The 23,135-nt window shown below is 43.1% G+C and carries 21 protein-coding genes and 1 pseudogene; 3 read left to right on the top strand and 19 right to left on the bottom strand.

Going from position 1 to position 23,135, the window contains the following annotated elements; genetic code table 11:
* Positions 1-15: 15 nt before the first annotated feature.
* From ADU22_RS11300 to ADU22_RS11260, 9 genes are all read right to left on the bottom strand, one after another.
* Positions 16-1,284 (bottom strand): nickel pincer cofactor-dependent isomerase, group 22, encoded by a 1,269-nt coding sequence (locus ADU22_RS11300; RefSeq protein WP_053364532.1) that lies wholly within the window; start codon positions 1,282-1,284, stop codon positions 16-18.
* A gap of 299 nt (positions 1,285-1,583) precedes the next feature.
* Positions 1,584-2,996, bottom strand: coding sequence for an NADP-dependent phosphogluconate dehydrogenase (gene gnd, locus ADU22_RS11295; RefSeq protein ID WP_053362244.1), 1,413 nt, complete (start codon positions 2,994-2,996; stop codon positions 1,584-1,586).
* A gap of 102 nt (positions 2,997-3,098) precedes the next feature.
* A complete protein-coding gene (uxaC, locus tag ADU22_RS11290) occupies positions 3,099-4,502 on the bottom strand; it encodes a glucuronate isomerase (RefSeq protein WP_053362243.1) in 1,404 nt (467 codons plus the stop codon).
* 266 nt (positions 4,503-4,768) lie between these two features.
* Positions 4,769-5,632 carry a sugar phosphate isomerase/epimerase family protein gene (locus ADU22_RS11285; protein WP_053362242.1) on the bottom strand — a complete coding sequence of 288 codons (864 nt, stop codon included), beginning with the start codon at positions 5,630-5,632 and terminating at the stop codon, positions 4,769-4,771.
* Complete coding sequence (locus tag ADU22_RS11280) at positions 5,629-6,639, bottom strand: Gfo/Idh/MocA family protein (RefSeq protein WP_053362241.1); 1,011 nt, start codon at positions 6,637-6,639, stop codon at positions 5,629-5,631. The genes ADU22_RS11285 and ADU22_RS11280 overlap by 4 nt, the downstream gene beginning before the upstream one ends.
* 95 nt (positions 6,640-6,734) lie before the next feature.
* The gene (locus ADU22_RS11275; RefSeq protein ID WP_053362240.1) at positions 6,735-7,892 is read right to left on the bottom strand and encodes a Gfo/Idh/MocA family protein; all 1,158 of its coding nucleotides are present in this window, start codon (positions 7,890-7,892) and stop codon (positions 6,735-6,737) included.
* Between the two features lie 2 nt (positions 7,893-7,894).
* The gene (locus ADU22_RS11270; protein ID WP_053362239.1) at positions 7,895-8,782 is read right to left on the bottom strand and encodes a sugar phosphate isomerase/epimerase family protein; all 888 of its coding nucleotides are present in this window, start codon (positions 8,780-8,782) and stop codon (positions 7,895-7,897) included.
* A gap of 16 nt (positions 8,783-8,798) precedes the next feature.
* The gene (locus tag ADU22_RS11265; protein WP_053362238.1) at positions 8,799-9,650 is read right to left on the bottom strand and encodes an AraC family transcriptional regulator; all 852 of its coding nucleotides are present in this window, start codon (positions 9,648-9,650) and stop codon (positions 8,799-8,801) included.
* Positions 9,651-9,830: 180 nt separating this feature from the next.
* The gene (locus ADU22_RS11260; RefSeq protein WP_053362237.1) at positions 9,831-11,330 is read right to left on the bottom strand and encodes an MFS transporter; all 1,500 of its coding nucleotides are present in this window, start codon (positions 11,328-11,330) and stop codon (positions 9,831-9,833) included.
* A gap of 462 nt (positions 11,331-11,792) precedes the next feature.
* Between ADU22_RS11260 and ADU22_RS24615 the strand changes: the two genes are divergently transcribed.
* Complete coding sequence (locus ADU22_RS24615; RefSeq protein WP_156324334.1) at positions 11,793-11,960, top strand: hypothetical protein; 168 nt, start codon at positions 11,793-11,795, stop codon at positions 11,958-11,960.
* A 220-nt stretch (positions 11,961-12,180) separates the two neighbouring features.
* Positions 12,181-13,395, top strand: a complete 1,215-nt coding sequence (locus ADU22_RS11255) for an MFS transporter (protein ID WP_231687862.1) — start codon at positions 12,181-12,183, stop codon at positions 13,393-13,395.
* A gap of 79 nt (positions 13,396-13,474) precedes the next feature.
* On the opposite strand, the gene ADU22_RS11250 is transcribed toward ADU22_RS11255, so the two are convergent.
* Positions 13,475-14,464, bottom strand: coding sequence for a TAXI family TRAP transporter solute-binding subunit (locus tag ADU22_RS11250; RefSeq protein ID WP_053362236.1), 990 nt, complete (start codon positions 14,462-14,464; stop codon positions 13,475-13,477).
* 35 nt (positions 14,465-14,499) lie between these two features.
* Positions 14,500-16,428 carry a TRAP transporter permease gene (locus tag ADU22_RS11245; protein ID WP_197280046.1) on the bottom strand — a complete coding sequence of 643 codons (1,929 nt, stop codon included), beginning with the start codon at positions 16,426-16,428 and terminating at the stop codon, positions 14,500-14,502.
* A 369-nt stretch (positions 16,429-16,797) separates the two neighbouring features.
* Between ADU22_RS11245 and ADU22_RS11240 the strand changes: the two genes are divergently transcribed.
* On the top strand, positions 16,798-18,450 hold the full coding sequence (locus ADU22_RS11240; protein ID WP_053362235.1) for a CoA-disulfide reductase: 1,653 nt from the start codon (positions 16,798-16,800) through the stop codon (positions 18,448-18,450).
* Positions 18,451-18,509: 59 nt separating this feature from the next.
* On the opposite strand, the gene ADU22_RS11235 is transcribed toward ADU22_RS11240, so the two are convergent.
* From ADU22_RS11235 to ADU22_RS11200, 8 genes and pseudogenes are all read right to left on the bottom strand, one after another.
* A complete protein-coding gene (locus ADU22_RS11235) occupies positions 18,510-18,854 on the bottom strand; it encodes a rhodanese-like domain-containing protein (RefSeq protein ID WP_053362234.1) in 345 nt (114 codons plus the stop codon).
* Positions 18,855-19,084: 230 nt separating this feature from the next.
* Positions 19,085-19,450: a DUF302 domain-containing protein gene (locus ADU22_RS11230; RefSeq protein WP_502688741.1), complete on the bottom strand. Its 366-nt coding sequence runs from the start codon at positions 19,448-19,450 to the stop codon at positions 19,085-19,087.
* A 103-nt stretch (positions 19,451-19,553) separates the two neighbouring features.
* Entirely contained in the window at positions 19,554-20,330 is a 777-nt protein-coding gene (locus ADU22_RS11225) for a sulfite exporter TauE/SafE family protein (protein WP_053362232.1), read from the bottom strand.
* 57 nt (positions 20,331-20,387) lie between these two features.
* Complete coding sequence (locus tag ADU22_RS11220; protein ID WP_053362231.1) at positions 20,388-20,615, bottom strand: sulfurtransferase TusA family protein; 228 nt, start codon at positions 20,613-20,615, stop codon at positions 20,388-20,390.
* Between the two features lie 36 nt (positions 20,616-20,651).
* A pseudogene (locus ADU22_RS11215) lies at positions 20,652-21,765 on the bottom strand (MBL fold metallo-hydrolase); the annotation flags it as partial.
* Positions 21,766-21,828: 63 nt separating this feature from the next.
* The gene (locus ADU22_RS11210) at positions 21,829-22,398 is read right to left on the bottom strand and encodes a sulfurtransferase TusA family protein (RefSeq protein WP_053362229.1); all 570 of its coding nucleotides are present in this window, start codon (positions 22,396-22,398) and stop codon (positions 21,829-21,831) included.
* Positions 22,399-22,446: 48 nt separating this feature from the next.
* The gene (locus ADU22_RS11205; RefSeq protein WP_053362228.1) at positions 22,447-22,743 is read right to left on the bottom strand and encodes a rhodanese-like domain-containing protein; all 297 of its coding nucleotides are present in this window, start codon (positions 22,741-22,743) and stop codon (positions 22,447-22,449) included.
* Between the two features lie 11 nt (positions 22,744-22,754).
* Positions 22,755-23,117, bottom strand: coding sequence for a rhodanese-like domain-containing protein (locus ADU22_RS11200; RefSeq protein ID WP_053362227.1), 363 nt, complete (start codon positions 23,115-23,117; stop codon positions 22,755-22,757).
* Positions 23,118-23,135: the final 18 nt, after the last annotated feature.

Below are 23,135 nucleotides of genomic sequence, written 5' to 3'. Positions count from 1 at the left end.
GCTCCCCCTAGGTTTTTAAAATAAATTTTCGTTTTCATTAAAAGGAAATTCGTATAAATCCGATACCTGTTCCATGTTTGGATGCTTCGCGACATAGTCCAGCAGAGGCTCGGAAACCTCAATTTCGCCAATCACCAAGGTGTTTTTGATCCGTACCAGCTTAACCTTTGTGAAATCCAAAATATTGCATGTCTTGATTGCTGCCTGTATCGCCTGTTTATCGGTAGGCAAAGTGGTCGCGATTTTAGTAGGAGACACAACGGTTGACGTCAAGCCATTGGCATAGGTTCCTTCCAAGTCCATTTTGTCTACAAGACGCTGTGTCGTAAAATCGGCGGTCCCGACTCCATTGGCATTTCCCTCTGATTCCGATGTGACATCGAGTACGACCATCTTATTCACATCAGGTCCTCCGGAAGCATATGGGGTTGGGTAACGGCCGGTGATATTCGGATCCGCTCCATCGCCGCTGATGTTTTTGCCGATTTCATCAATGACTAGGACATCCAGTTGATCAAAGAACAGCTTCGGCAAAAGTTCCTTTGCCTTTGCCTGCAGCCCCGGCTCTTTTTCAATTACGTCTTCAGGTGTCAGCACTTCGGCAATCGCTACTTTATCGAAAGCATTTTCAACTGTGGCCACACCAAAAAGCATCGGCTTTTTCTCCATGATCATTTTCGCCATTGCAGGAACATTTTCCGCCATATACTTAAAGCCTAACTGGTGGCAGGCTTCGGCACCCTTTTGTTTTCCCAGCCCGATGCTGATCATTTTCATCATGCCGCTTTCAACTGGACCGCGGAAGGCTGTATGCGGTTTCACCCTGTTGATGACGACAAACGCATCTGCTTCATAGGCGTACTTATCGATATAAACTGGCAGCCCGTTAGGCAGTTTGCCAAGTTCAACGACTTCCATTGAGGAGCGGATTTCACATCCGACGCTTTCCTCCGTCACTCCGAGATGCGCCAATACTTCCCGCTGCCCTTCTGCCGTCGCTCCTCCATGGCTTCCCATGCTAGGGACGATGAAAGGCTTTGCGCCCAAATCTTTTAAAAATTGAACCGTTACGGCAGTGATTTCCACGAGACGGTCAAGTCCCCTGCTTCCGACTGCAACCGCAATTTCCATACCCGGTTTTACTGTTTGTTTAATATGCTCCTGCTGTAATTTTTCATTTAATACTTGCCCAAGATCCTCAATTTTACTGTCATCAAACTTCACTTTGACCTTTGCCATTCGAGGTACCGGGATGTTTTTAACCAATTCCTGAAGAATACCCATATCTGCTTCACTCCTTTTCATCCATTCATGCTTCAAAAGGGAATATTCCGTGAAAGCATTACTCATTTTCTAGTCTATCCTTTTTCAATGACAAAATATATTAATTTGTTGATTCAATAGCCGTTTTATTAATTTGTTTATCAAACTAATTAATTAACTGTCTTCATCATAGCATTATCCCTATAGTACGTCAATATATGAAAACCAGCCTTATTCCTTCAAAAAAATAGAGACAAAAACGCACCCTGACAAGGTCCGTTCATGCCTCTATCCATAAAATTCATCCAAGAAGGAAATGCTTATTCCATCCAGTTTGTATGGAAAACTCCTTCTTTGTCCACACGCTGATACGTATGGGCGCCAAAGTAATCACGCTGTGCCTGCAGGAGGTTTGCCGGAAGTGTTTCAGTCCGGTAGCTGTCAAAGTAAGCAATTGCGCTCGCGAAAGAAGGCACCGGAATACCATTTTCGATGGCCAGGGAAACAACTTTACGCAATGCATCCTGATAGCCTTGGACAATTTCCTTAAAGTAAGGATCCAGCAGCAGGTTTGCCAATTCAGGATCACGATCGTAGGCATCCTTGATTTTCTGCAGGAATTGAGCACGGATGATGCAGCCGCCGCGGAAAATCATGGCGATATCCCCGTAGTTCAGGTTCCAGTCATATTCTTCGGATGCGGCACGCATTTGAGCAAATCCTTGGGCATATGAACAAATCTTGCTCATATATAGAGCTTTGCGGACAGCTTCAACCAACTCTTCCTTCTTGCCTTCAAAGCGTTTTGCTTCCGGTCCTTCAAGGGTCTTGCTCGCTTTGACACGCTCATCTTTCATTGCGGAAATAAAGCGCGCAAATACAGATTCAGTGATGATTGGCAGCGGAACGCCCAGGTCAAGAGCATTTTGGCTAGTCCATTTTCCTGTTCCTTTTTGGCCGGCAGTGTCAAGAATGACATCAACCAAAGGTTTGCCGGTTTCTTCGTCCACTTTTGTAAAGATATCCGCTGTAATTTCAATCAGGTAGCTGTCAAGCTCTCCCTTATTCCACTCTGCGAATACTTCATGAAGTTCCTGCGCCTCCATGCCAAGCACATGTTTCATGATGAAGTAAGCCTCGCAGATTAATTGCATGTCGCCATACTCGATGCCATTGTGAACCATTTTCACGTAATGTCCGGCACCATTCGGCCCGATGTATGTGCAGCACGCATCTCCTTCGACTTTTGCCGAAATGGCTTCCAGGATTGGCTTTACAAGCTCATAGGCCTCTTTCTTGCCTCCTGGCATAATGGAAGGTCCTTTCAGGGCTCCTTCTTCTCCGCCGGAAACACCTGTGCCAATGAAATGGAATCCTGCACTCGCCAATTCCTTATTGCGCCGGATTGTGTCCTGGAAGAATGTATTACCGCCATCGATCAGGATATCGCCTTCTTCAAGATAAGGCTTCAGCGATTCGATTGTCGCATCGGTCGCAGCTCCCGCTTTAACCATCAATAAGATCTTTCGTGGTTTTTCCAGAGACTGGACAAATTCTTCAACGGTACGTGCACCGACAAAGTTCTTTCCCTTCGCCTCTTTCTCCAGAAATTCTTCCGTCTTTTCATAGGAACGATTGAAAACCGCTACGGAATAGCCACGGCTCTCAATATTTAATGCCAGGTTTTTTCCCATTACTGCTAATCCAACCACACCAATTTGCTGTTTAGACATTAAGATCCCTCTCGCTTTCATATATTCAAGTGTAAAATAACCTAGCCTTTTATCAAGGAAGGGAATAACTGCGGCAGGGCCATCAAAGGCCCTTACCTTTCATTATCGCTGCAAGAAATACTTTTCAGCGTTGTAATAGCCGATGTTTTCAACCATTTTCTCAAGGAATCCGAAATCATCCGGAACCAGTCCTCTTTCCACCCATTCTCCGAGGATATTGCAAAGGATGCGGCGGAAATAGTCATGACGGGCATAGGATAGGAAACTGCGTGAATCGGTGAGCATCCCGATAAAGTGGCTTAATAGGCCGACGTTTGCCAGATCCTTCATTTGCCTTTCCATTCCATCAATGTGGTCAAGGAACCACCATCCGGAACCAAACTGGATTTTCCCTGGAACTCCCTCTTCATAGAAATTCCCCATCATGCCGGCCAGAACCTGATTGTCCTTTTGGTTCAAGTTGAACAAGACCGTTCTCGGAAGTGCGTCCTGCAGGTCAAGCGCATCAAGGAACCGGGAAACCCCTTCAGCAAAATTGATTTCTGCCGGGGAATCGAAACCTGTATCAGGGCCAATCTTATTTTTCATTTTAGTATTGTTGTTTCTCATTGCGCCCATATGGAGCTGCATGACCCACTCTTTTTCCGCATACATTTTTCCAAGTTCGGTTAACAGGAATGCCTTGTAAAGAGTCACTTCCTCTTCTGTAAGCTCGGAGCCGCTTAGGCGTTTTGCAAAGAGAGGTTCAATTTCTTCCTTTGTTGTCTGAACATAATCCATCTTTTGGATGTCATGGTCGGATGCACGGCCGCCATGTTCATGAAAGTAATCGACGCGCTGCTGTAAAGCTTGTAAAAACGTGTCTAGAGTATCTACTTTTATTCCCGATACTCCGGATAATTTCTGGATCCAGCCTTCAAAGGTTGGGCGCTCAATGAACAGTGCTCCATCCGGACGGAAGGTTGGTGCAATTCTTGCAGTAAAGCTTTCGTCATTCTTCAATAATTGATGGTATTCCAGCGTTGAAACGGGATCATCGGTTGTGCCGATAAATTTCACATTGGATCTCTCAATGAATGCTCTTGGTTTAAAATCAGGCTGTTTCAGCTTTTCATTGCACTCATCGTAGATTTCACGAGCGGTTTCCGGGCTCAATCTTTTCTCAATTCCGAAGAACATTTTAAGTTCCATATGCGTCCAGTGGTAAAGCGGATTTCCGATCAAGTGCGGAACCGTCTCTGCCCAGGCTGAGAACTTTTCCCAGTCCGATGCATCACCGGTAAGGAAGCGCTCGCCAATGCCATGCATGCGCATAGCGCGCCATTTATAATGGTCGCCGCCAAGCCAAAGCTTGGTGATATTTTCATAAGGCTTATTTTCCCATACTTCTTTTGGGTCTAAGTGGCAATGAAAGTCAAAAATCGGCAGCCCGACAATTGCGTTTTCATAAAGTCTGACGGCTGTATCTGTATTAAGCATGAAACGATCGTCTAAGAATGCTTTCATCTTATTCCCTCCCAGATCTTTTTCTGTAAACCTTTTCAAATTTTACCCTAAAAAATAATTATTATAATTTGTTTAATAAACAAATTAATTACATATATAATTTATCATTTCTATTATGTTTCGTCAATGAAGATATTATGAACAAATAGACTTTAAAATCGTTCTTGTTGCCTGCTTTCATATTACCATAATGGCAATGGTATAGAAGTGGTTTTTTGAAAAAATTGAGAGGCAGCTGGGGAAGCTGCCTCTCTCATGTTTTTCTATTAAAACCAATCACCATATCCTAATTTTCTTAGGTTTTCAGCGGATGTTTCCAGGCAGTCAAATGGATCGCGTCCATAAACATCATCCTGTTCAACAAGGAAGTATTCAGCACCGCTTTCCAGTCCTGCTTCGATAATAGCCTTGATATTCAGGTTGCCTTCGCCAACTTCAGCAAACTCAATGGTGTTTGTGAAAGCCTGGAAGAACTTCGCCATATCTTTCTGAAAGTCCACATCACTTAAGTCCATTTGGCCGATGCGGTAGTCTTTCAGGTGCAATAAGGAAACACGATTCTTATATTGTTTAATAAACTCCACCGGATTTTCGCCAGCTCGCTGGATCCAATGCACATCCAGCTCAAAGCCAAGCTTGGCAGTATTGTTTTTGATCAAGTCCAGCAGGTATTCCCCGCCGAATTTTTGGAACTCCAAATGGTGGGTATGATAGTACAGCTCAATGTCTTCTCCGGCCAATTTCTCTGCCATCGCTTCCGCTCTTTCAATAAAGCCCATGATCTTATCTTTATCATCCATAAGATGCAAAGGCATCATGCCGATTCGCAGGTAACGGCAATCAAGGGCTTTGCAATCGCTCACAATCTTTTCGTAATCAGCTGTCAAAGTCTCCCCTGGTGCGCCGGGCAGCATCGGCTCCAATGCAGCAGACAAGGCAGCAATTTTAATGCCAAAGTCTTCACTCGCTTTTTTTAGCTCAGCGACATTCTCAGATGTCATCGGAATTTGGGAAACCTCAACCGCCCTATATCCGAGGTCATGGATCTTTCTCATTGTTTCATATACGCCTATTTCCTCAACCTTGCCTTTAAGCATCATCATCTGTACGCCAATTTGTCCCTTTTTCATGCTAACGCCTCCCACTTGATTTTTTCTTTGCTTGCTGATGACATCCGGATGGCATCAATGATTTTTATGGAAATCAGTGCATCTTTGGCATGGACATAGTCATCCGAATCATTTTCTATACAGGAATAGAAGTGGTTGATTAACTTCGCATGGCTTGCTCCATAGTAAAACTTGCTCCCCGGAAGCTTTGTATCTTCGATGATTTCTTCCTTTTTGCCATCGTCGTTTACTTTTGTCAGGATGCTGTCTTTAATGGTGAATTTCCCTTTTTCAAAAACGGCCTGGAGCTCGACACTCGAATTGATCCCATTGGCATTTGTTGCATAAAACAAACCAGTTGCACCGTTTTTAAAGGTAAAATGTGCTGTTGCGGTGTCTTCAACCTCAATCCCATAATCCAGTAACTGATCAATGGATCCGCGAAGTGAATCAATTTCTCCTCCAAGCAATTGAATCAAGTCCAATGTATGGAGTGCCTGATTGATCATCACACCTCCGCCGGCTGTTGCCATCTTCCCGCGCCATGGTTTTACGTCATAATAAGCCTTTGGGCGGTGCCATGCCACCAGTCCTTTGACTCCAACCAGATTGCCGTATTCTCCGCTCGCCGCCAGTTCTTGCAGTGTCTCAAATGTCTCATTATATCGATTTTGGTGGCAGACACCTATTTTTATATCGGAATGATTTTCTTCCAGCTTCACGAGTTCCAAAGCCTCTTCCGCATTTAACCCAAGCGGCTTTTCGAGGAACACATTGACCCCTTTTTCGACACATGCCTTCGTAACCGGATAATGCAGATGGTGAGGCAGACAATTGTGGACACAGTCCAGTGCTTCGGTTTCCAGCATTTTTTCATAGCTGGTATAAAAGCGCACCCCTGGTATACGGTCCTTTAACGTTTCATCGATATCACATACAGCCACTAATTCAACATTCGGGTTTGCCTGTATAGCAGGTATATGAATATTGGAAATATCCCCTAATCCAATCACCGCTGCTCTTAGCATAATCCCATCTCCTTTAGATGAGGCAAGAGGCCTGTCCTTCCTGTCCATTGCAATAGTCAGGCGACAGGCCTCCAATTAAGGCCTCACAATGTATATTATTTAATAGGATTCTTTTTTTCTTCTTCTATTTTTTTGTTTAATTCAGCCAGGAATTGTTCCTCATCAATTGGCAGCTCCACTTCTTTTCCAAGCCAGCTTGAAAGATGGATCGCATTTGCCAAGGCCACGCCATGGATGCCGTCACTTCCTGGTGCGATTAAAGGAGTTCCGTCCAAAATGTTTGCCGCGAAGTTTTCGAGAACGGAAATATGCTGGGCACCCCATACACTTTCAAATTCGATGACTTCTTCTGTATAGATGTCGGATGTGTCTCCACCCATGAAAAGGTTCATAATATCCATCATGTTCATCGTTTTGTTCATTTCTGGTTCAGGCTTCACAAGACGCTTAATGGTGATTTTCTTGCTGTCATCCACGATGATCTTTCCGTTGTCACCCATGATTTCCAAGCGGTCAGTACCGACAACATCATGTGTCGCGGTAATAAACACACCTGTCGCTCCATTGCCATAATCAAGCATTGCTGTTACTTCATCTTCTACCGCGATATTTCTTTGGAAGCCATACTTAACATTGGAGTAAACCTTTTTAGGCATTCCGCAAATCCATTGAAGCAGGTCGATTTGGTGTGGCGCCTGATTAACGAGGACACCGCCTCCCTCACCTTCCCAGGTGGCTCTCCATGCGCTTTGGTCATAATATCCTTGTGGTCTCCACCATGTTGTGATGATCCAGTTTGTTCTGCGGATTTTCCCGATTTCCCCATTATCGATCATTTCTTTTAGTTTTTGATAAAGCGGGTTGGTACGCTGGTTGAAAAACACGCCATATGTTAATTCTGGTTTTGTAGCAGCAAAGTCATTTAATTCTTTCACCTGCTTTGTATAAACACCAGCCGGTTTTTCAAGCAGTACATGAACATCTCTCTTTAATGCTTCGATTCCCATCTCAGGATGGAGATAGTGTGGAACGGTTGTGACGACTGCGTCCACGTTGCCGCTTTCAAGCATCTCAATATAATTGTCGTAGAATGGCACGTCCGGATATTTTTCCGCACACATTTCTTTCTTCGCAGGGTCGATGTCGCAAATCGCCCCAATCACCATGTTTTTCACTTTGCCTTCCGAGATGAATCCTGCGTATGTTCCACCTTGTGCTCCAATACCGATAATTCCCAGTCTAACTTGGTTCATTTTTATTTCTCCTCACTTTCGATTTTTTCTAATATATCCAACAAAGCTTCATATTGAAGTTTGTATGCACTTTCGCCATCCAAACCTTTGTTGTCCTTAATCACTTCAGATGCATCTTCTAGTTCCAAATCCTTCAAAGAGTCGAATAAAACTAAATGAGGCTCAAGTGTCAGGAAGCCTTTGTAGCCGCTTTTGATAAATTGCGAAAGAAGTTCAGGGATCTTGCCTTCCCCAGTGCCGCAGACAACATTCTGGCTATCCGTTGAAACGGCATCCTTGATATGGATATAGACAATTTCCTCTCTCAGCAAATCATAGCAAGCCTGTGTGTCCTCGCCACACTGCACAAAGTTCGCGAAATCAAAGATCCCTTTAAAAGATGGCGAGCCAACCTCTGTCAATATTTCATGGCAGCGGCGGCCAATGTCTCCGAAAATATCCTTTTCATTTTCGTGGACCAAAATGACCTTATATTGCTGAGCGATTTCCGCAAATTGCTTCAGCTTGTCAATGACCTCTTCCTTGTAGGAATCCGCCTCCTCCCCCTTTGGGATATAAAAGCTGAAGATCCTGATATACTGGCAATCTAATAGATTCGCAATCTGGCAAAGCGTGTCCAGCATTTTCTTTTGCTTTTCAAAACCTTCCTGGTCATTGATAAATACTTTTCCAATCGGGGATCCAATGGACGAAACCTTCACATTAGCCTTTTGGAGGCGGGGAAGCACTTCCTCTTTTATTTCTTCAACTGAAAAATCTCCAATATTTTTACCATCAATCCCTCTTAAGGAGAGGTATTCCATGCCTAATTTCGAAACAACTTCAAGCTGTGTATTAAAGTCTGATGAAATCTCATCAGAAAAACCGGAAATGTGAAGATCCTGGTTCATCTTGATCAATTCCTCCTTATCCATATACTTTAATTCGTGATTGCCGATATTCTTTTGCGGTAACACCGACTTTCTCACGAAAATAGCGGCTAAAATGCGAGACGCTTTCAAAACCACATTCATGGGCAATCTCTTTTAGTGGTTTATCCGGCTGGATTTCAAGTAAATACTTTACCTGGTTCAAACGGCATCCCATCACATATTCCATAATCGTAAAGCCCGTCATTTCCTTAAATACATGTGCTGCATACGACTTGCTAAGATTAAGGGCTTCTGCGATGGTTTGGATGCTTAACTTATTCATGTAATTTTTTTGAATATACTCTGCAATGTTTTCAGCATGCTCTGCCTTGTCCATTTTTTTACCGGTCATTTTTATCGAGTGATGCTGACCTAGGCGATGAACAATAATCAATACTTGCAGAAGCAAAACTTTCATTTCCGTGATGGCATGCTGATTTTTTTCCGGTGAAGTTCTTTTAATCTCAGCAAGCCGGCTGACTACGGCTTCCAAATACTTGAGCTCTGGATTTTCTTTCGTTCTAATCAAACAATGATGAAGCTTTTCAAACGCTTCCAGCAGATACATGCTTCCCATCCCGGCCAGGATGTCTTTTATCCAGTGCGGGGAAAAATGAATATGGCTGCGGACATAATCACTGTTTTTTTCGATATTTGGCTTGTGAAGCGTTTTCCCATCCAGCAATAAAATATCGCCTGGCTCCAGATCATAAATATGGTTATGGACGATATATCTGCAGGACCCGCCATGGAAAATGTAGATTTCATATTCCTGATGGGAATGGAACTCCGCAACATATTCGGTCAAGCCGTGCAATCGATAATTAACCAATAATGTTTCATCCAAGTGAAAATCACCCTTTCAATGAAACTACCTACATTTTAGATGAATAAACAGCAAAATTCATTACCTGTCACTGCCGTCTTTTTCACAAAAATGTTCTGAGAGTGCTTTTTTTACCAGACATTCAGATAATTACCTGTATATAAAAAAGGGATATCGCTATCCCTTTATCCACCCGCACCATTACTTTTCTCCTGATGCGTCCGGAAGTGTGATTTGATTTTTCTCAACAAGTACGTTTTTAACCTCAGCAATTTCTGCTTGAATCTGGGCCATATACTTATCATCCAATTTGTAGAATTTCATTGCGATTAGCGATGCAATCCAGCCAAGCATAGGAACTCCAATATGGAAGAATAATGCAAGAGCAAACAGCCCGGTTGTCAATGGCGTATCCACTTCCGGGAACACCGTGGTAAAGCCGATACCAGCCAGCATCAATCCCACGATTGTGGACGCTAAAGATGAAATTAGCTTATCGACAAAGGAGAAGATGGTTCCAATCATGCCTGGTACATATCTTCCCGTAATATGCGTTTCATAGTCGGATGTATCCGCAATCATCGGAATGACCAAGTTCCCTGTCAAGCCCATGAAAGCATATCCTCCTGTGTAGAAAACCAAGAACGCGATGGTTGCAAGACCCATATTGGATAGAGAAATGGAGGTTGGATCATTAATCACCAGGAATAAAACCAGCAGCAGGGTAAATGAAATCAATGCACCCCAGGTCGCTCCAACAAATGTCCTTTTCAATCCTTTATTACGGGCAATTCCTACACCAATATACGTTAAAATCAATGTTGGAATAATGGTAATCATCGAAACGGTTCCACTTAGAGCATAATCCMCGATCAAAATTCCAAAAAACATCACAGGAACAACAGGCTGTCTTAAAACTTGGCCTGCGAGTTTATCGGTAGCAGCGGCGATGACCAGCATTTGCAATGGACGATTCCTTTTAATGACCGGCCAGTAGTCACGGAACGACGTCTTGACTGACTTTTCCGCGAAACCAAAGTATTGTGTACGGTCCTTTTCCCATATTGCGATTACAGCAAGAACAGTAAAAATGGCCCCTGCGATAATGACAACGGTATTGAACTCTGTGAAGAATCCCTGGTTAAAGCCGCCATGTTTCGGCTGCAAATAAGAAGCAATATAAAACTGTCCGCCTACAAATAAAATCGTATTATATGTTGCATCAAACGCCGAGAACACCGGACGCTGTTTTGGATCATTGGTTAAAACAGTCTGGGCCGCTTTTGTCACAGCCGTCTGGAAGGTGTAACCGATAATATGGATCCCATAGACTAAGATAAAGAACGGAAGACGCATTCCTTCAGGGACCAAATGGGTCAGGTTGAAAAGTGCCAGGACCGTAATGATTAAAATACTGTTTCCCAAAACCATATATGGCCTAAACTTCCCAAACTTCGTATTGGTTTTATCAATCACATAACCGATGATTGGATCGGTAATTCCATCAAACAACCTCATTGCGGTCAATATATAACTAATTGTAACTACCGCAACCCCTGCAATACCTGTGGCATAGTACGAAATAAAACCCATCGCGAACATATACAAGTTCGTTGCCGTATTGTTTAATGCGAAAAAACCAATTTGCCACAATTTAGACCGATTTACAAATTCATTTTGGTTAGCTTGTACTTCAGTCATTTAATTCCCCTCCTGTTGAAACTGCTTACATCTCCTTGTAAAAAAATTCACCCATCCGTTTCTCTTGTTCAACCTGTTCATATCTTGGCTTTTATAGCCTCTACTTATTAGGCCTAATTACAACGCTTTCATTTTTAGTAATTAATTTGTTTACCTTACAAATTAAAGATATCATCATGATTCCCTACGTCAACAATTTGAAACCGATATCCCGACATGTAATAACTAGTGTGAACAAGGCGTAAACTTTGCCAGCCTGGCATGCGCCGGTGAACAAATGCACAATGAAATGACCCTTCTATATAGGAAATGGCGAAATCATGAGCAAAAAAGAGTTGCTTGCGTTTTCATGCAGGATGTTTCCGTTTTCCTGGCCGATGTTCCCGTTTTCACCCACATTGTTAAATTATGACTTCCCTGCCATAATCAAAGTAACAATAGGAAGGGGGCTAAAGCACTTTGATGAAAAAGGTCATTGAATCTTTTAAAGAAGGCTTGCTTATGTACTCAAACTCGCAATATGGAGATGTAAACTGGCAAGCGAAAAGAAATGAAACGGTTTTAACTGAAAGCAAACCAGTCAACAAGAAGAATGTATGTGCAACAAAAAAACTAAATATGGCCAACTAACCGATTCTCTCATACATGGAAAATCGGTTTTTTATTTTTTATGTTCCTTAATTCAAACAGAAACGGAAACTGGTAAATCCTCCCTAAAGATTTGACAAGATAACAAAACGGTCGATACTATGGTATTACCATCTTATTTCCGACTAATAAAATAGGAAAATATTCTATACATATTTTGTGTATTTTGCAATTAACGATAATAGATTGGGGTTTTTTAACTGTGAAGAGTCAGTATAAAGAAGCAGTTTGGACAAAAGATTTTATAATGCTTTCATCAGCCAGCTTCTTCTTGGCGATGGTTTTTTATCTGCTGATGGTCACAATTGCTGTCTATTCAGTGGAAACCTTTGATGCTTCAACTGGCCAGGCTGGCGTTGCTTCTGGGATTTTTATCGTTGGTGTTCTTATTGGCCGATTGTATATTGGGCGTAAGTATAATGACTATAATACGAAACTCATTCTTGTGATTAGCGGGATTACAATAATAGCCAGCATCTTACTTTACTTTATTCAATGGAATATTTCGTTTTTATTCCTAACACGGCTTATCCATGGAATAACCTTTGGGGTTGCGGCGAACACTCTGGCTGCCATTATTGCTGTCGTGCTGCCTCCTTCCCGAAGAGGAGAAGGAATCGGTTATTTTACGATGAGCATGACTTTGGCTGCCGCCATTGGGCCGTTCATCGGCGTTTTGATGTCCAAAACGGCAAACCACTTTGCAATTTTCTCTCTATGTCTCTTCCTTGGCCTAATATCGCTCGTCTTCATATTATTCTCAAACATTCCGTCACTTAAAGTAAAGAAAAGGCCTGGTATTCAAAAGATCAGCTGGACACAGTTCCTGGAACCAAGCGCGATACCGATTTCCATCGTCATTATGGGGATTTCCTTTTGTTATGGAAGTGTCCTATCCTTTATTAACCTTTATGCTTCCGAAGTTCATTTAGTCGAAGCTGCCAGTTTCTTTTTCCTCGTTTATGCCCTTGCCATTCTTTTCTCCCGGCCCATCACTGGCAGATTAGTCGATTCCAAAGGTGCTAATTTTGTTATGTATCCATGTATCGTCTTGCTGGCAGCCGGGATGTTCGTCTTAAGCATAGCCAGCACAAGCTTCTTATTATTATTGGCCGCAGGACTCATTGGAATGGGTTACGGCAATATCCAATCCMCCCTCCAAGCCGTAGCCGTTAAAGTGGCACCTCCAGGACAGATTGGTTTAGCGACATCCACTTATTATATCGGGATGGATGCAGCAAACGGAGTCAGCCCAGCTCTTTTGGGGCTCATTATACCGTTCCTCGGCTTCCAGCAGATGTACCTGTCATTAGCGGTTTTCGCCATGCTTATGGCTGTTCTCTATTATTTTGTGTATGGACGGAAAGAATCTATGAAAATAGCGTCTGTGAATAAGAAAGCATCCGTGGAGCATTAGACTAGTGAACTGCCCAACTGGTCATGTTTCTTATTATGAAAAAGCAAAGCCAGAACATCGCTGTTCTGGCTTTTGCTTTTTATTTTAATATCCCTTGCTCTTCATAATAACGCTTTGCTCCTTCATGCAACGGGATATCGGCAAGCTCTGTTACGGCTTCTTCAATTTTCATTTGCTGGACGATTGAATGTGATGACTCAAGCTTGTCTATATTTTCCCAGAAAACCTTTGTCATTTGATAAATCGTTTCTTCATCAACAGATGCATCCGCCATTAACATCATCTTGATGGCAAGTGTATCAATACCTTCTTCTTGACCTTCATAGGTTCCAGCTGGGATCGTCATCTCAGAATACCAAGGATACTCCTCCATTAATTGCTTGCGGATTTCTGGTTCAATGCCAATCAACTCGCCATCAGCTGTTGAAGTCATTTCCGTTACCGCAGCAGTTGGCAGGCCCGCCTGGATTAAGGCTCCATCAATTTGCTTATTTCTCATTAAATCAATCGCTTCTGTGAATCCAACAAAGTTGGCATCAATTCCGTCTGGATAGTTGATGCCATAAGCCGGAAGAATAATGCTTGATTCTACTTCAGGCGTGCTTCCTGTCGTTCCCGGGGCAAACTTCTTTCCTTTCAAGTCGCTAATCGACTCAATGCCTGACCCTTTACGAACCACAAATTGATTGGGGTTATAATAAAGGCCCGCTACAATCCGAACGTCATCATATTTGCGGTCCTTGAACCCTCTTTCTCCGTTATAGGCTTCCCAGATAATCCCGGAAGTAGCAAAGGAAATATGCGCTTCTCCTGCCTTCATCTGGTTCAGATTGTCCACTCCTCCATTTGAAGCTTGGGCATTTACACGCAACCCCTCAATCTCCGTTCCCCAAAGGTTCGCCATCGCTGAACCTAACGGGTAGATGGTCCCGGTTGTCGATGCTGTTGGAAAATTTAAATTTTGTACTTTTCCGCCATTTGAGGCGCTTTCTCCTCCACATGCGCCCAGCACGAGAACCGTACTAAGCAAACACAGGAATAATACATAGTTTTTTTTCTTCCCGAACATTTACTAACCTCTCCTTTTTCTATCGAAAATAGTAACTATATAGGCTGACTCCTGTCAGTTGGAGCTATTTTTCCTTTCGAGACCCACTGCCAAGCTATAACGATACCTAATAATCCAATGCCAATATAGTCTGTTAAACTGCCTGGCGTAATCATCAAAATCCCAACTACCGCTAACAATATCCTTTGAATTGGATTAGCTTTCATCAATAGCCATCCCTGCAGCCCAGCTGCAAGAGAGACACATCCAATGATGGCAGTAATGGCTGGGATGAAACTCTCGGAATATGGATTGGCACCAAGCAGCAAGGCTGGATTGAAAATAAAGAAAAACGGCAGGATGAAACCAGTCAATCCAAGCTTAACAGCTGTCAGGGAAACTTGATTCTGGTTGGTACCCGCAATTCCCGCGGCAACATAGGAAGCGAGAGCCACGGGCGGTGTGATATTTGACAGACAAGCATATATGAGCACAAACATATGGGCGGCAAGCGGTGAAACATCCAGGTTGATCAATACTGGCGCACCTACTGTCGCAACAATGATATACGCGGCCACACCCGGGACACCCATGCCCAAAATAATACTCATAAGCATCACCAGTAAACCAGCAATAAGTAAACTATCATTGGTATAGTTCATCACCGCATAGCCAAAATTCAGTCCAAGACCTGTTAAGGAAACAGTACCAATGATGACACCAATCACGGCACAGGCCACAGCCACCCCCACTGCACCTTTGGCACCTTCTTCAAGTGCCAGGATGATTTCCTTTAGTCCCATTCTTGTTTCCTTGCGAAGCCAGCTTGCTGCTACACATGCTATGATGGAAAAGACAGCGGCATATAATGGGGTATAGCCCATGAACAGCATCCCCATTAAAACCACTAATGGAAGAGACAGATGCCCTTGTTTCTTTATAACATCCATCGCTTTAGGAATATTTTCTTTCGAAAGACCTTTTAGACCTAAGCGTCTCGCCTCAAAATGTACAACCATAATCAAAGTTAAATAATAAAGAATCGCAGGAATGATGGCAGCCACCAGAACAACCGTGTAGGAAACTCCTAAATATTCGGCCATCACAAACCCTGCTGCCCCCATGATAGGCGGAGCGAACTGGCCGCCAGTTGAAGCAACTGCTTCCACAGCCGCGGCAAAACGAGGCTTATACCCATTTTTTTTCATAAGCGGAATGGTAATAGTCCCAGTAGTGGCCACATTGGCTAAGGCACTTCCATTGATCATTCCCATTAAACTGCTGGCGATTACAGCTACCTTCGCTGGTCCGCCTGGAGAGCGTCCAGCAATGGTTAAGGCAAAATCATTAATAAATTGGCTAAACCCGCTCCTGCTTAAAAATGCACCAAATAAGATAAACAGGAAAACAAATGTAGCAGATACCCCAATGGCAATCCCGAAAACTCCTTCGCTTCCGTAAAATAAATAATCAATTACACGATTGACGCTAAAGCCCCCATGTCCAAAGATTCCGGGAACGAATGAACCCAGGAAATTATACAGCAAAAAAAATAAAGCTAAGATAGCTAGATTGCCGACCACCCGGCGCGCAGCTTCAAAAATCATCAGGATGCCAATCGCACCAAATATATAATCAGGAAGTAATAAATATCCTCCCCTAAGGACAATCGTTTGATAGGAAACCAGTAAATAACCAGTTGATACAATGCTTAACAGGATACAAATAAGATCCAATCCAGGCGGGTATTTAAGAGTCCGCTTGCCTTTTTTTGATGCAGGATAAAGCAGGAAAGTAACAACAAGCAGAAACATCATATGCCATGCTCTTAATGTAATCGCATCAAAAACGCCTGAACCTGCGGCAAATAGTTGAAAGATTGACCAAATGACTGCAATACCTGTAAGTACCTTTGCTGCTTTTCCAATATATGTACGAACACGGAACTCACTGTCCACCTTCTCTAATTCCATTTCGGTGTTCAAAGAACCACCTCCTCGTTTTTTTAATATAAAAATATTTTTGATGATTATAAAATATATTAGTTTAGTTTCTTTAACACGTCAACACGTAGAAGCGCGAAAAAATTCACCTCAAGCTACTTCTTGTCGAACTTGGGTAATAGCTTCAAGGAAAATATTTAATCCCTGCCAGCAGGTTTCAAATTGGGAGGCCTTTAACATTTGTCTAATTTGTGGATACTAATAACTTTTTTGGGGATAATCCTTCATTTAATATTGAAACCTACTTATACCCTGTATAGTATATAGATGTAAACAATCCCCTTAATTTTAGGGATTATCCACACACTAAAATACCCATACAGGTATTAAAAGAAAAGAGGAGGAAATACCATGGCTAAAAAGATTGTAATCGTAGGTGGAGTTGCAGGTGGGGCTACAGCCGCTGCAAGACTAAGAAGATTGGATGAGACATCATCCATCATTCTAATTGAGCGAGGTGAACACATATCCTTTGCAAACTGTGGTCTGCCCTACTATATCGGCGAGACGATCAAGGACAGGCAAAAGCTTTTAGTCCAGACGGTTGAAGGAATGAGCAAAAAATTTAACCTTGATATCCGGAACCTGACGGAAGTAATCGGCATCAATCGCGATCAAAAAACGGTCACAGTAAAAAATCTTCAATCCAATGAGGTTTATGAAGAAAATTACGACAGTTTGATTTTATCCCCTGGTGCAAAACCGGTTGTTCCGCCAATTGATGGGCTTTCGGAAGCAAACAACACCTTTACGTTAAGAAATATTCCGGATACAGATAAAATCAAATCATTCATCGATAAGAAGCACCCTCAAAAAGCTGTCGTAATCGGGGGCGGGTTCATTGGGCTGGAAATGGCTGAAAACCTTGCGGAGCGCGGCATCGAAGTGACAGTTGTGGAACTTGGAAAGCAGGTAATGGCTCCGCTTGATTATGAAATGGCCTCCCTTATTCACTCCCATCTCGCAGAAAAAGGCGTTAACCTGATTCTGGAGGATGGAGTAAAAGCTTTTAAACAAAATGGGAGTATCATTGAACTGGAGAGTGGATTGCAAATTTGCACCGACATGGCGATTTTATCAATCGGGGTCAGCCCTGAGAATAAGCTTGCAGTCATGGCCGGCCTGGAGGTAGGCCAGCGCGGCGGGATTCTCGTGAATGATTATCTGCAAACGAATGATCCGGATATTTACGCCATTGGAGATGCAATTGAAGTCAAAGACTTTATCAATGGAAATGCAGCCATGATTCCGTTAGCAGGACCAGCGAACCGCCAGGGTAGAATTGCAGCCAATAATGTATATGGCAAGCAGGAAAAATATAAAGGAACACTTGGCACCTCCATTGCAAAAGTATATGACCTAACGGCTGCCGCTACTGGTATGAACGAAAAACAGCTGAAACAGCTGGGCAAGGACTATCAGGCAGTCCATATTCATCCAAGCTCCCATGCCGGCTACTATCCAGGAGCTGCGCCTATTGCTTTAAAATTGCTCTTCAGCCCGGAGACAGGAAGCATCTATGGAGCTCAGGCTGTCGGCGAAGATGGCGTCGATAAACGGATTGATGTCATTGCAACGGCCATTAAAGGAGGGTTAACGGTCCATGATTTAACCGAAGTGGAATTATCCTACGCTCCTCCCTTCTCTTCTGCAAAAGATCCAGTCAACATGGCAGGCTATGTTGCCGCCAACATCATGGACGGAGATGTTGAAACCGTGCAGTGGGATGAGATTGACTTAATCGTCGAGAATGGCGGGCTGCTGATTGATGTCCGCGAGCCGATTGAAAGAGCCAGGGGATTCATTAAGGGTTCAATTAATATCCCGCTGGGAGAAATAAGGGACCGCCTGCCCGAAATTCCTAAAGATCAAACGGTCTTTGTCTCTTGCCAGGTGGGATTGAGAGGCTATCTGGCTTCCAGGATCCTAAAGGAAAATGGGTATAGAGTGAAAAACCTGGATGGAGGCTGGAAGACCTACTCTAGTGCCATCCCAAAAAGGTGAATAAACTACAAAGGCTTGCTGGTGGACAGCAAGCCTTTAACTTTAACTACAAAACGTTTTTATCTCAACTTTAATACTTCTTTCGTTTCAGGTATAGAATACCCGCTGACCCTAAAACCCTTTTTCCGTAAAATGCGAATCCCGATGTTTTTTTCTATTGTATCTGATGCAACCACATGAAGAACATCGCCATTAATTTCTGCATAATGCCTGTGGAGGTAGGCAACTGGAAGATTAATTGCCCCTTCAACAGGATCATTATACGATACATTGAAATCTCTTATATCAATTACCTTTACGTTAGCGGTGTTAATCTTATTACAATCTGTATGATAAATTCCCGGAACAGGGAAATATCTTTTATACAGGAAGACTGCCAAGGATAGTATAAATAAAATTTTCATCTTCATCCTCCTTTATACCCGCCAATTTTATACCCATGCGGGTACATAGTCAACGAGTAAGCTCCGCTGGGATTTTGGTTATTTATGGTAAATTAAAAGTGGTTTTTACCTGCGTCATTCTATTGGTGTCCTCTGCGGTTTCAAGATAAAAAGCCCATTTTCTTAAATAGCAAAAGAAAATGAGCCCTCTTTATAAATGTATGCAGCAAGCTTTATTCCTGTTGTTCGCTTTAGACTGTCTTTTCAATACAGTGTATTAAACGGTTTTCAATGTCCATGGCCATCTCTTTTAATTGATTATTATCGAGCATGGAGATAAGTGCTGTCGGTTTCGGCATGCCAATCTTGGTGACTCCATTGTCGTTATATACGACGATCTTACAAGGGAGAAAATATCCGACTAGTTTATTTTCTTTAAGTACGCGCTCGGCTTCCTTCGGATTGCATACCTCCAGGACAAAGAATGGGTCCTCCAGGCTAAATCCCTTTTCTTCAAGCTTTTCTTTAATGTTAAAAGTCCAAAGCACACCAAATGATTCATTTTTCAAATTAGCTTCCAAATATTTATTGGTCTCGACTGTATAATGAAAGTCCAACATTCGTCATCCTTTCCTATAAACTTAACATATAAGGGCATTATTAAAGGTACCCTCGCTTTTAAGATTTAATCCTGCATTATCCTTCCACAAAACGTATCGTTTATAAAATATCCATCCAAATTTTTATAGCTGTTGCCAGAATCAAAACTGCTAAAACGACCTGAAGAATTTTTGTATTCATCTTTTTCCCTGCCATTGCCCCTAATGGTGACGCAATCAAGCTTGCGACAACCATTATGGCTGCAGGCCCATAATCCACTTGGCCCGTCGTAATTTTGCCGACGGTAGCTCCGATTGAAGAGATGAAAGTGATCGCCAAAGAAGAAGCAATGGTCATCCTTGTAGGTATTTTCAATACCACGAGCATGATTGGCACCAACAAAAATGCTCCTGCGGCACCAACAATACCTGCCCCAATCCCCACAATCAGCGATAGTACAGCTGCAAGCCATTTATTGAATTTCACCTGATCCAGCGGAATATCATCCAGTCCCTTTTTGGGAATGAACATCATCACCGCTGCTGTTAAGGCGAGGATCCCATAAATCAAGTTGATGCCTGCTTCCGACATCAGCTTTGATCCAAATCCGCCAATAAAGCTGCCGACTAAAATGCTGGCTCCCATGTAGGCAATTAATGATTTATTTAAATAACCACCTTTCCGGTAGGCCCAGACTCCGCCAATTGTTGCAAAAAATACTTGCACTGCGCTAATGCCTGAAACCTCATGGGCACTGAAGGCAGCCAGGCCAAACAATGGAGGGATATAGAGAAGCATCGGGTATTTAATGATGGACCCGCCAATCCCGAGCATCCCTGAAATATAAGAACCGATAAACCCAATAAGAAAAATAGTGATAATAAATTCGAGTTCCATGGTTGTCTCACTCTCCTAAAAAAAAGGGAACCATGCTGGTTCCCCTCTATACAATTATTAGCCTTTTTTAATCCAGAATTTCAGGACATCACTTTCTTCTTCGTGCTTAACAAACTCATGTCCGCCTGATTCTGCCCAGGCAGCAAGGTCATTCTTTGCCCCTTTGTCTGTTGCATGGATTTCCAGCACCTGGCCGGATTCAAGCTCAGCCATCGCTTTCTTCGTCTTTACAATCGGCATTGGGCATGCCAGGCCTTTCGCATCTAATACTTTGTTTGCTTCCATTATTACAGCCTCCTAAAAAGTTTAAAGTTTTAATTATTAGCGGACCGCACAGCGGTTTGGCCCTATTTCCATTTCGCGCTGTTTTTCAGTATCCGGGCTGATTTTACCCATATTCGTTTCACGGATTTCCTGGTAGGCATTTGGCTGCGGCGGCAGGTTTTCCGTTACAAGCTTCCTGAATTCATTTTCATCCTCGATATTCAATCCATGGTTCTTGGCAAACAATACTCCAAGCTTCTCGGCAACACTTCCATCTTCATTCAGCTCATCAATGATCATAAAGTGTGCAGGCAGCACGATCAATTCCTCGGATAGCTCCCGGTAACGGGAATACAGGCTTTCGCGCAGATCGCCAACCCAGTCTTCAGCCAATCCGGCCAAATCAGGTCTGCCGATTGAATCAATGAAGAGAATATCCCCTGAAAGCAGGAATTGGTTATCAACTACGAAGGATGTAGATCCAATCGTGTGCCCTGGGGAGTATAAAGAGTGAATATTGATTTTCGTTTCCCCAATGCTCACATCCTTTCCGCCTTCAAGCGGTTCATAGGCAAAGGTTACTTCTGTCGCATCTTTTGGAGGCAGCCAGTAAGTCGCATTTGTCTTCTCGGAAATCACCCGGCCGCCGGAGATGTGGTCGGCATGAAGATGGGTATCAAATACATGGGTAATCTTCGCATTCTTGCTTTTGGCAAAATCAAGGTAAATGTCTGTCATACGGGTAGCGTCAATAAGGGCCGCCTCGCCATTTGACAGGACCATATAGGAAAGGCAGCCTTTGCCGATCCGGACAAACTGGTAAAGCTCTCCGCCATCTTTCAGATTTCCAACCTTCACAGGCTCCAAATGTTCGCTCCAGGCTTTCATACCGCCTTGCAGATAGGAAACATCAAGTCCGGCATCAGACAGCATTTCCGCTACCATTATCGATGAACCTTCTTTTGCACAGACAACCAGGACTTCCTGTTCTGCAGGAATGCTGTCCATGATTCCTTCTACTCCATCAAGAAGTTCGAAGTACGGGATATTGAGATATTGAAAGTTCTCTCCTTCAATTTTCCAATCCTGAAAATCACTTTCGTTTCGGACATCTAAAACAAACAGTTTTTCTTTATTAAAAACCTTCTTTGTCACTTCTTTTGAAGTCATTGCTTTAATAGCCACTTATCTTACCTCCCAGGGTATATAATAGGTTAAAAAATTTAAGAACATTTTACTTAGTTATACTATCCGTGCTGCCGTTCCACGCGCTCATGCCAGGAAGGACATTCGTTACTTTGCTGAATCCGTTTTGGGCCAGCTTTTGTGCAGCCAGGTCACTGCGGCTGCCAGTACGGCAAATCACAAAAATCTCATCTTCTTTATTAATCTCTGCAAGCCGCGCTTCCAGCTCACCCATCGGAATGTTGATGGCATTTGGAATATGATTAAACGCATATTCCGCTTCTTCCCTTACATCCAGGACCACAATCGAATCATTTAGTTTGCTCTCCAGCTCTTTGTTCGTTGCTGTGACAGGATGCTTTCTTTCTTCTGTATCTTCGCTGGATGATTTACGAAGATAATGCTTCAGGACCCCGCCTTCTTCAATTGTGCCCAAGTATTGATGCCCAGTGCTTTCCGCCCACGCTTTAAGGTCTGCTTTTGAACCTTTATCGGTTGCCTGGACCTCCACAACCTGGCCTGCTTCCACACTGTTCATTGCTTTTTTGGTTTTGACGATTGGCATCGGACAAGCCAGGCCTTTTGCATCCAATACTATATCCGTTTTTAAAGATTCCATTATGATTCCTCCATTTTACCCATCAGGGTATATTTTAGTGTTAAAAAATTATTCAGTCGGCCCTTCCCATGCCAGCATTCCGCCAGCCATATTGATGATGTTATACCCATGGCTGTCCAGCAGCTGGCACGCACGGCCGCTTCTGCCTCCTGAACGGCAAACCATAATATATTCCTTTGATTTATCCAATTCATGCATGCGGAACTCCAATAGGCCCAGGGGGATATGGACAGCACCAGGGATTATTCCTGCAGCCACCTCATCTGCTTCCCGCACATCAACTATGTATAGTGGCTTATCTTGTTTCAATAATGCCTCTACTTCTTTGGCAGTTAGTTGTTTCATGCTTATTCCTCCTAAGGTCTCCAAGCGCTTACTCCGCCCTTGACATTCGTAATCTGGGTGAAGCCCAATTTCTTTAACTCCTTGCTCGCTTTCATGCTTCTCATGCCGCTTTGGCAAATGACGACGACTTCCTTATCTTTTGCCAGCTCTTTAGACTTTTGGGATAGCTGATGAAGTGGAACGTTTTTAAAGCCCCTGATATGATTCCTGTTAAACTCAACAGTAGTCCGGACATCGATGAACTGCTTTTGCTTGTCATTCAGTTCGTTTTTAAGTTCAGACGCTGAAATATTCCTGATTCCTTTTACAGGCACAAAACGTATCAACACAAACAGCAAGAGCAAGGCGAATATTGCATAATTAAGGTAATCCATATCCTATTCTCCCTCCTT

The organism is Bacillus sp. FJAT-27251, assembly GCF_001273925.1.
Lineage (GTDB): Bacteria > Bacillota > Bacilli > Bacillales > Cytobacillaceae > Mesobacillus_B.
Note: the sequence above shows the minus strand (reverse complement) of the source record. Positions and strands in the feature narration are given on the sequence as shown.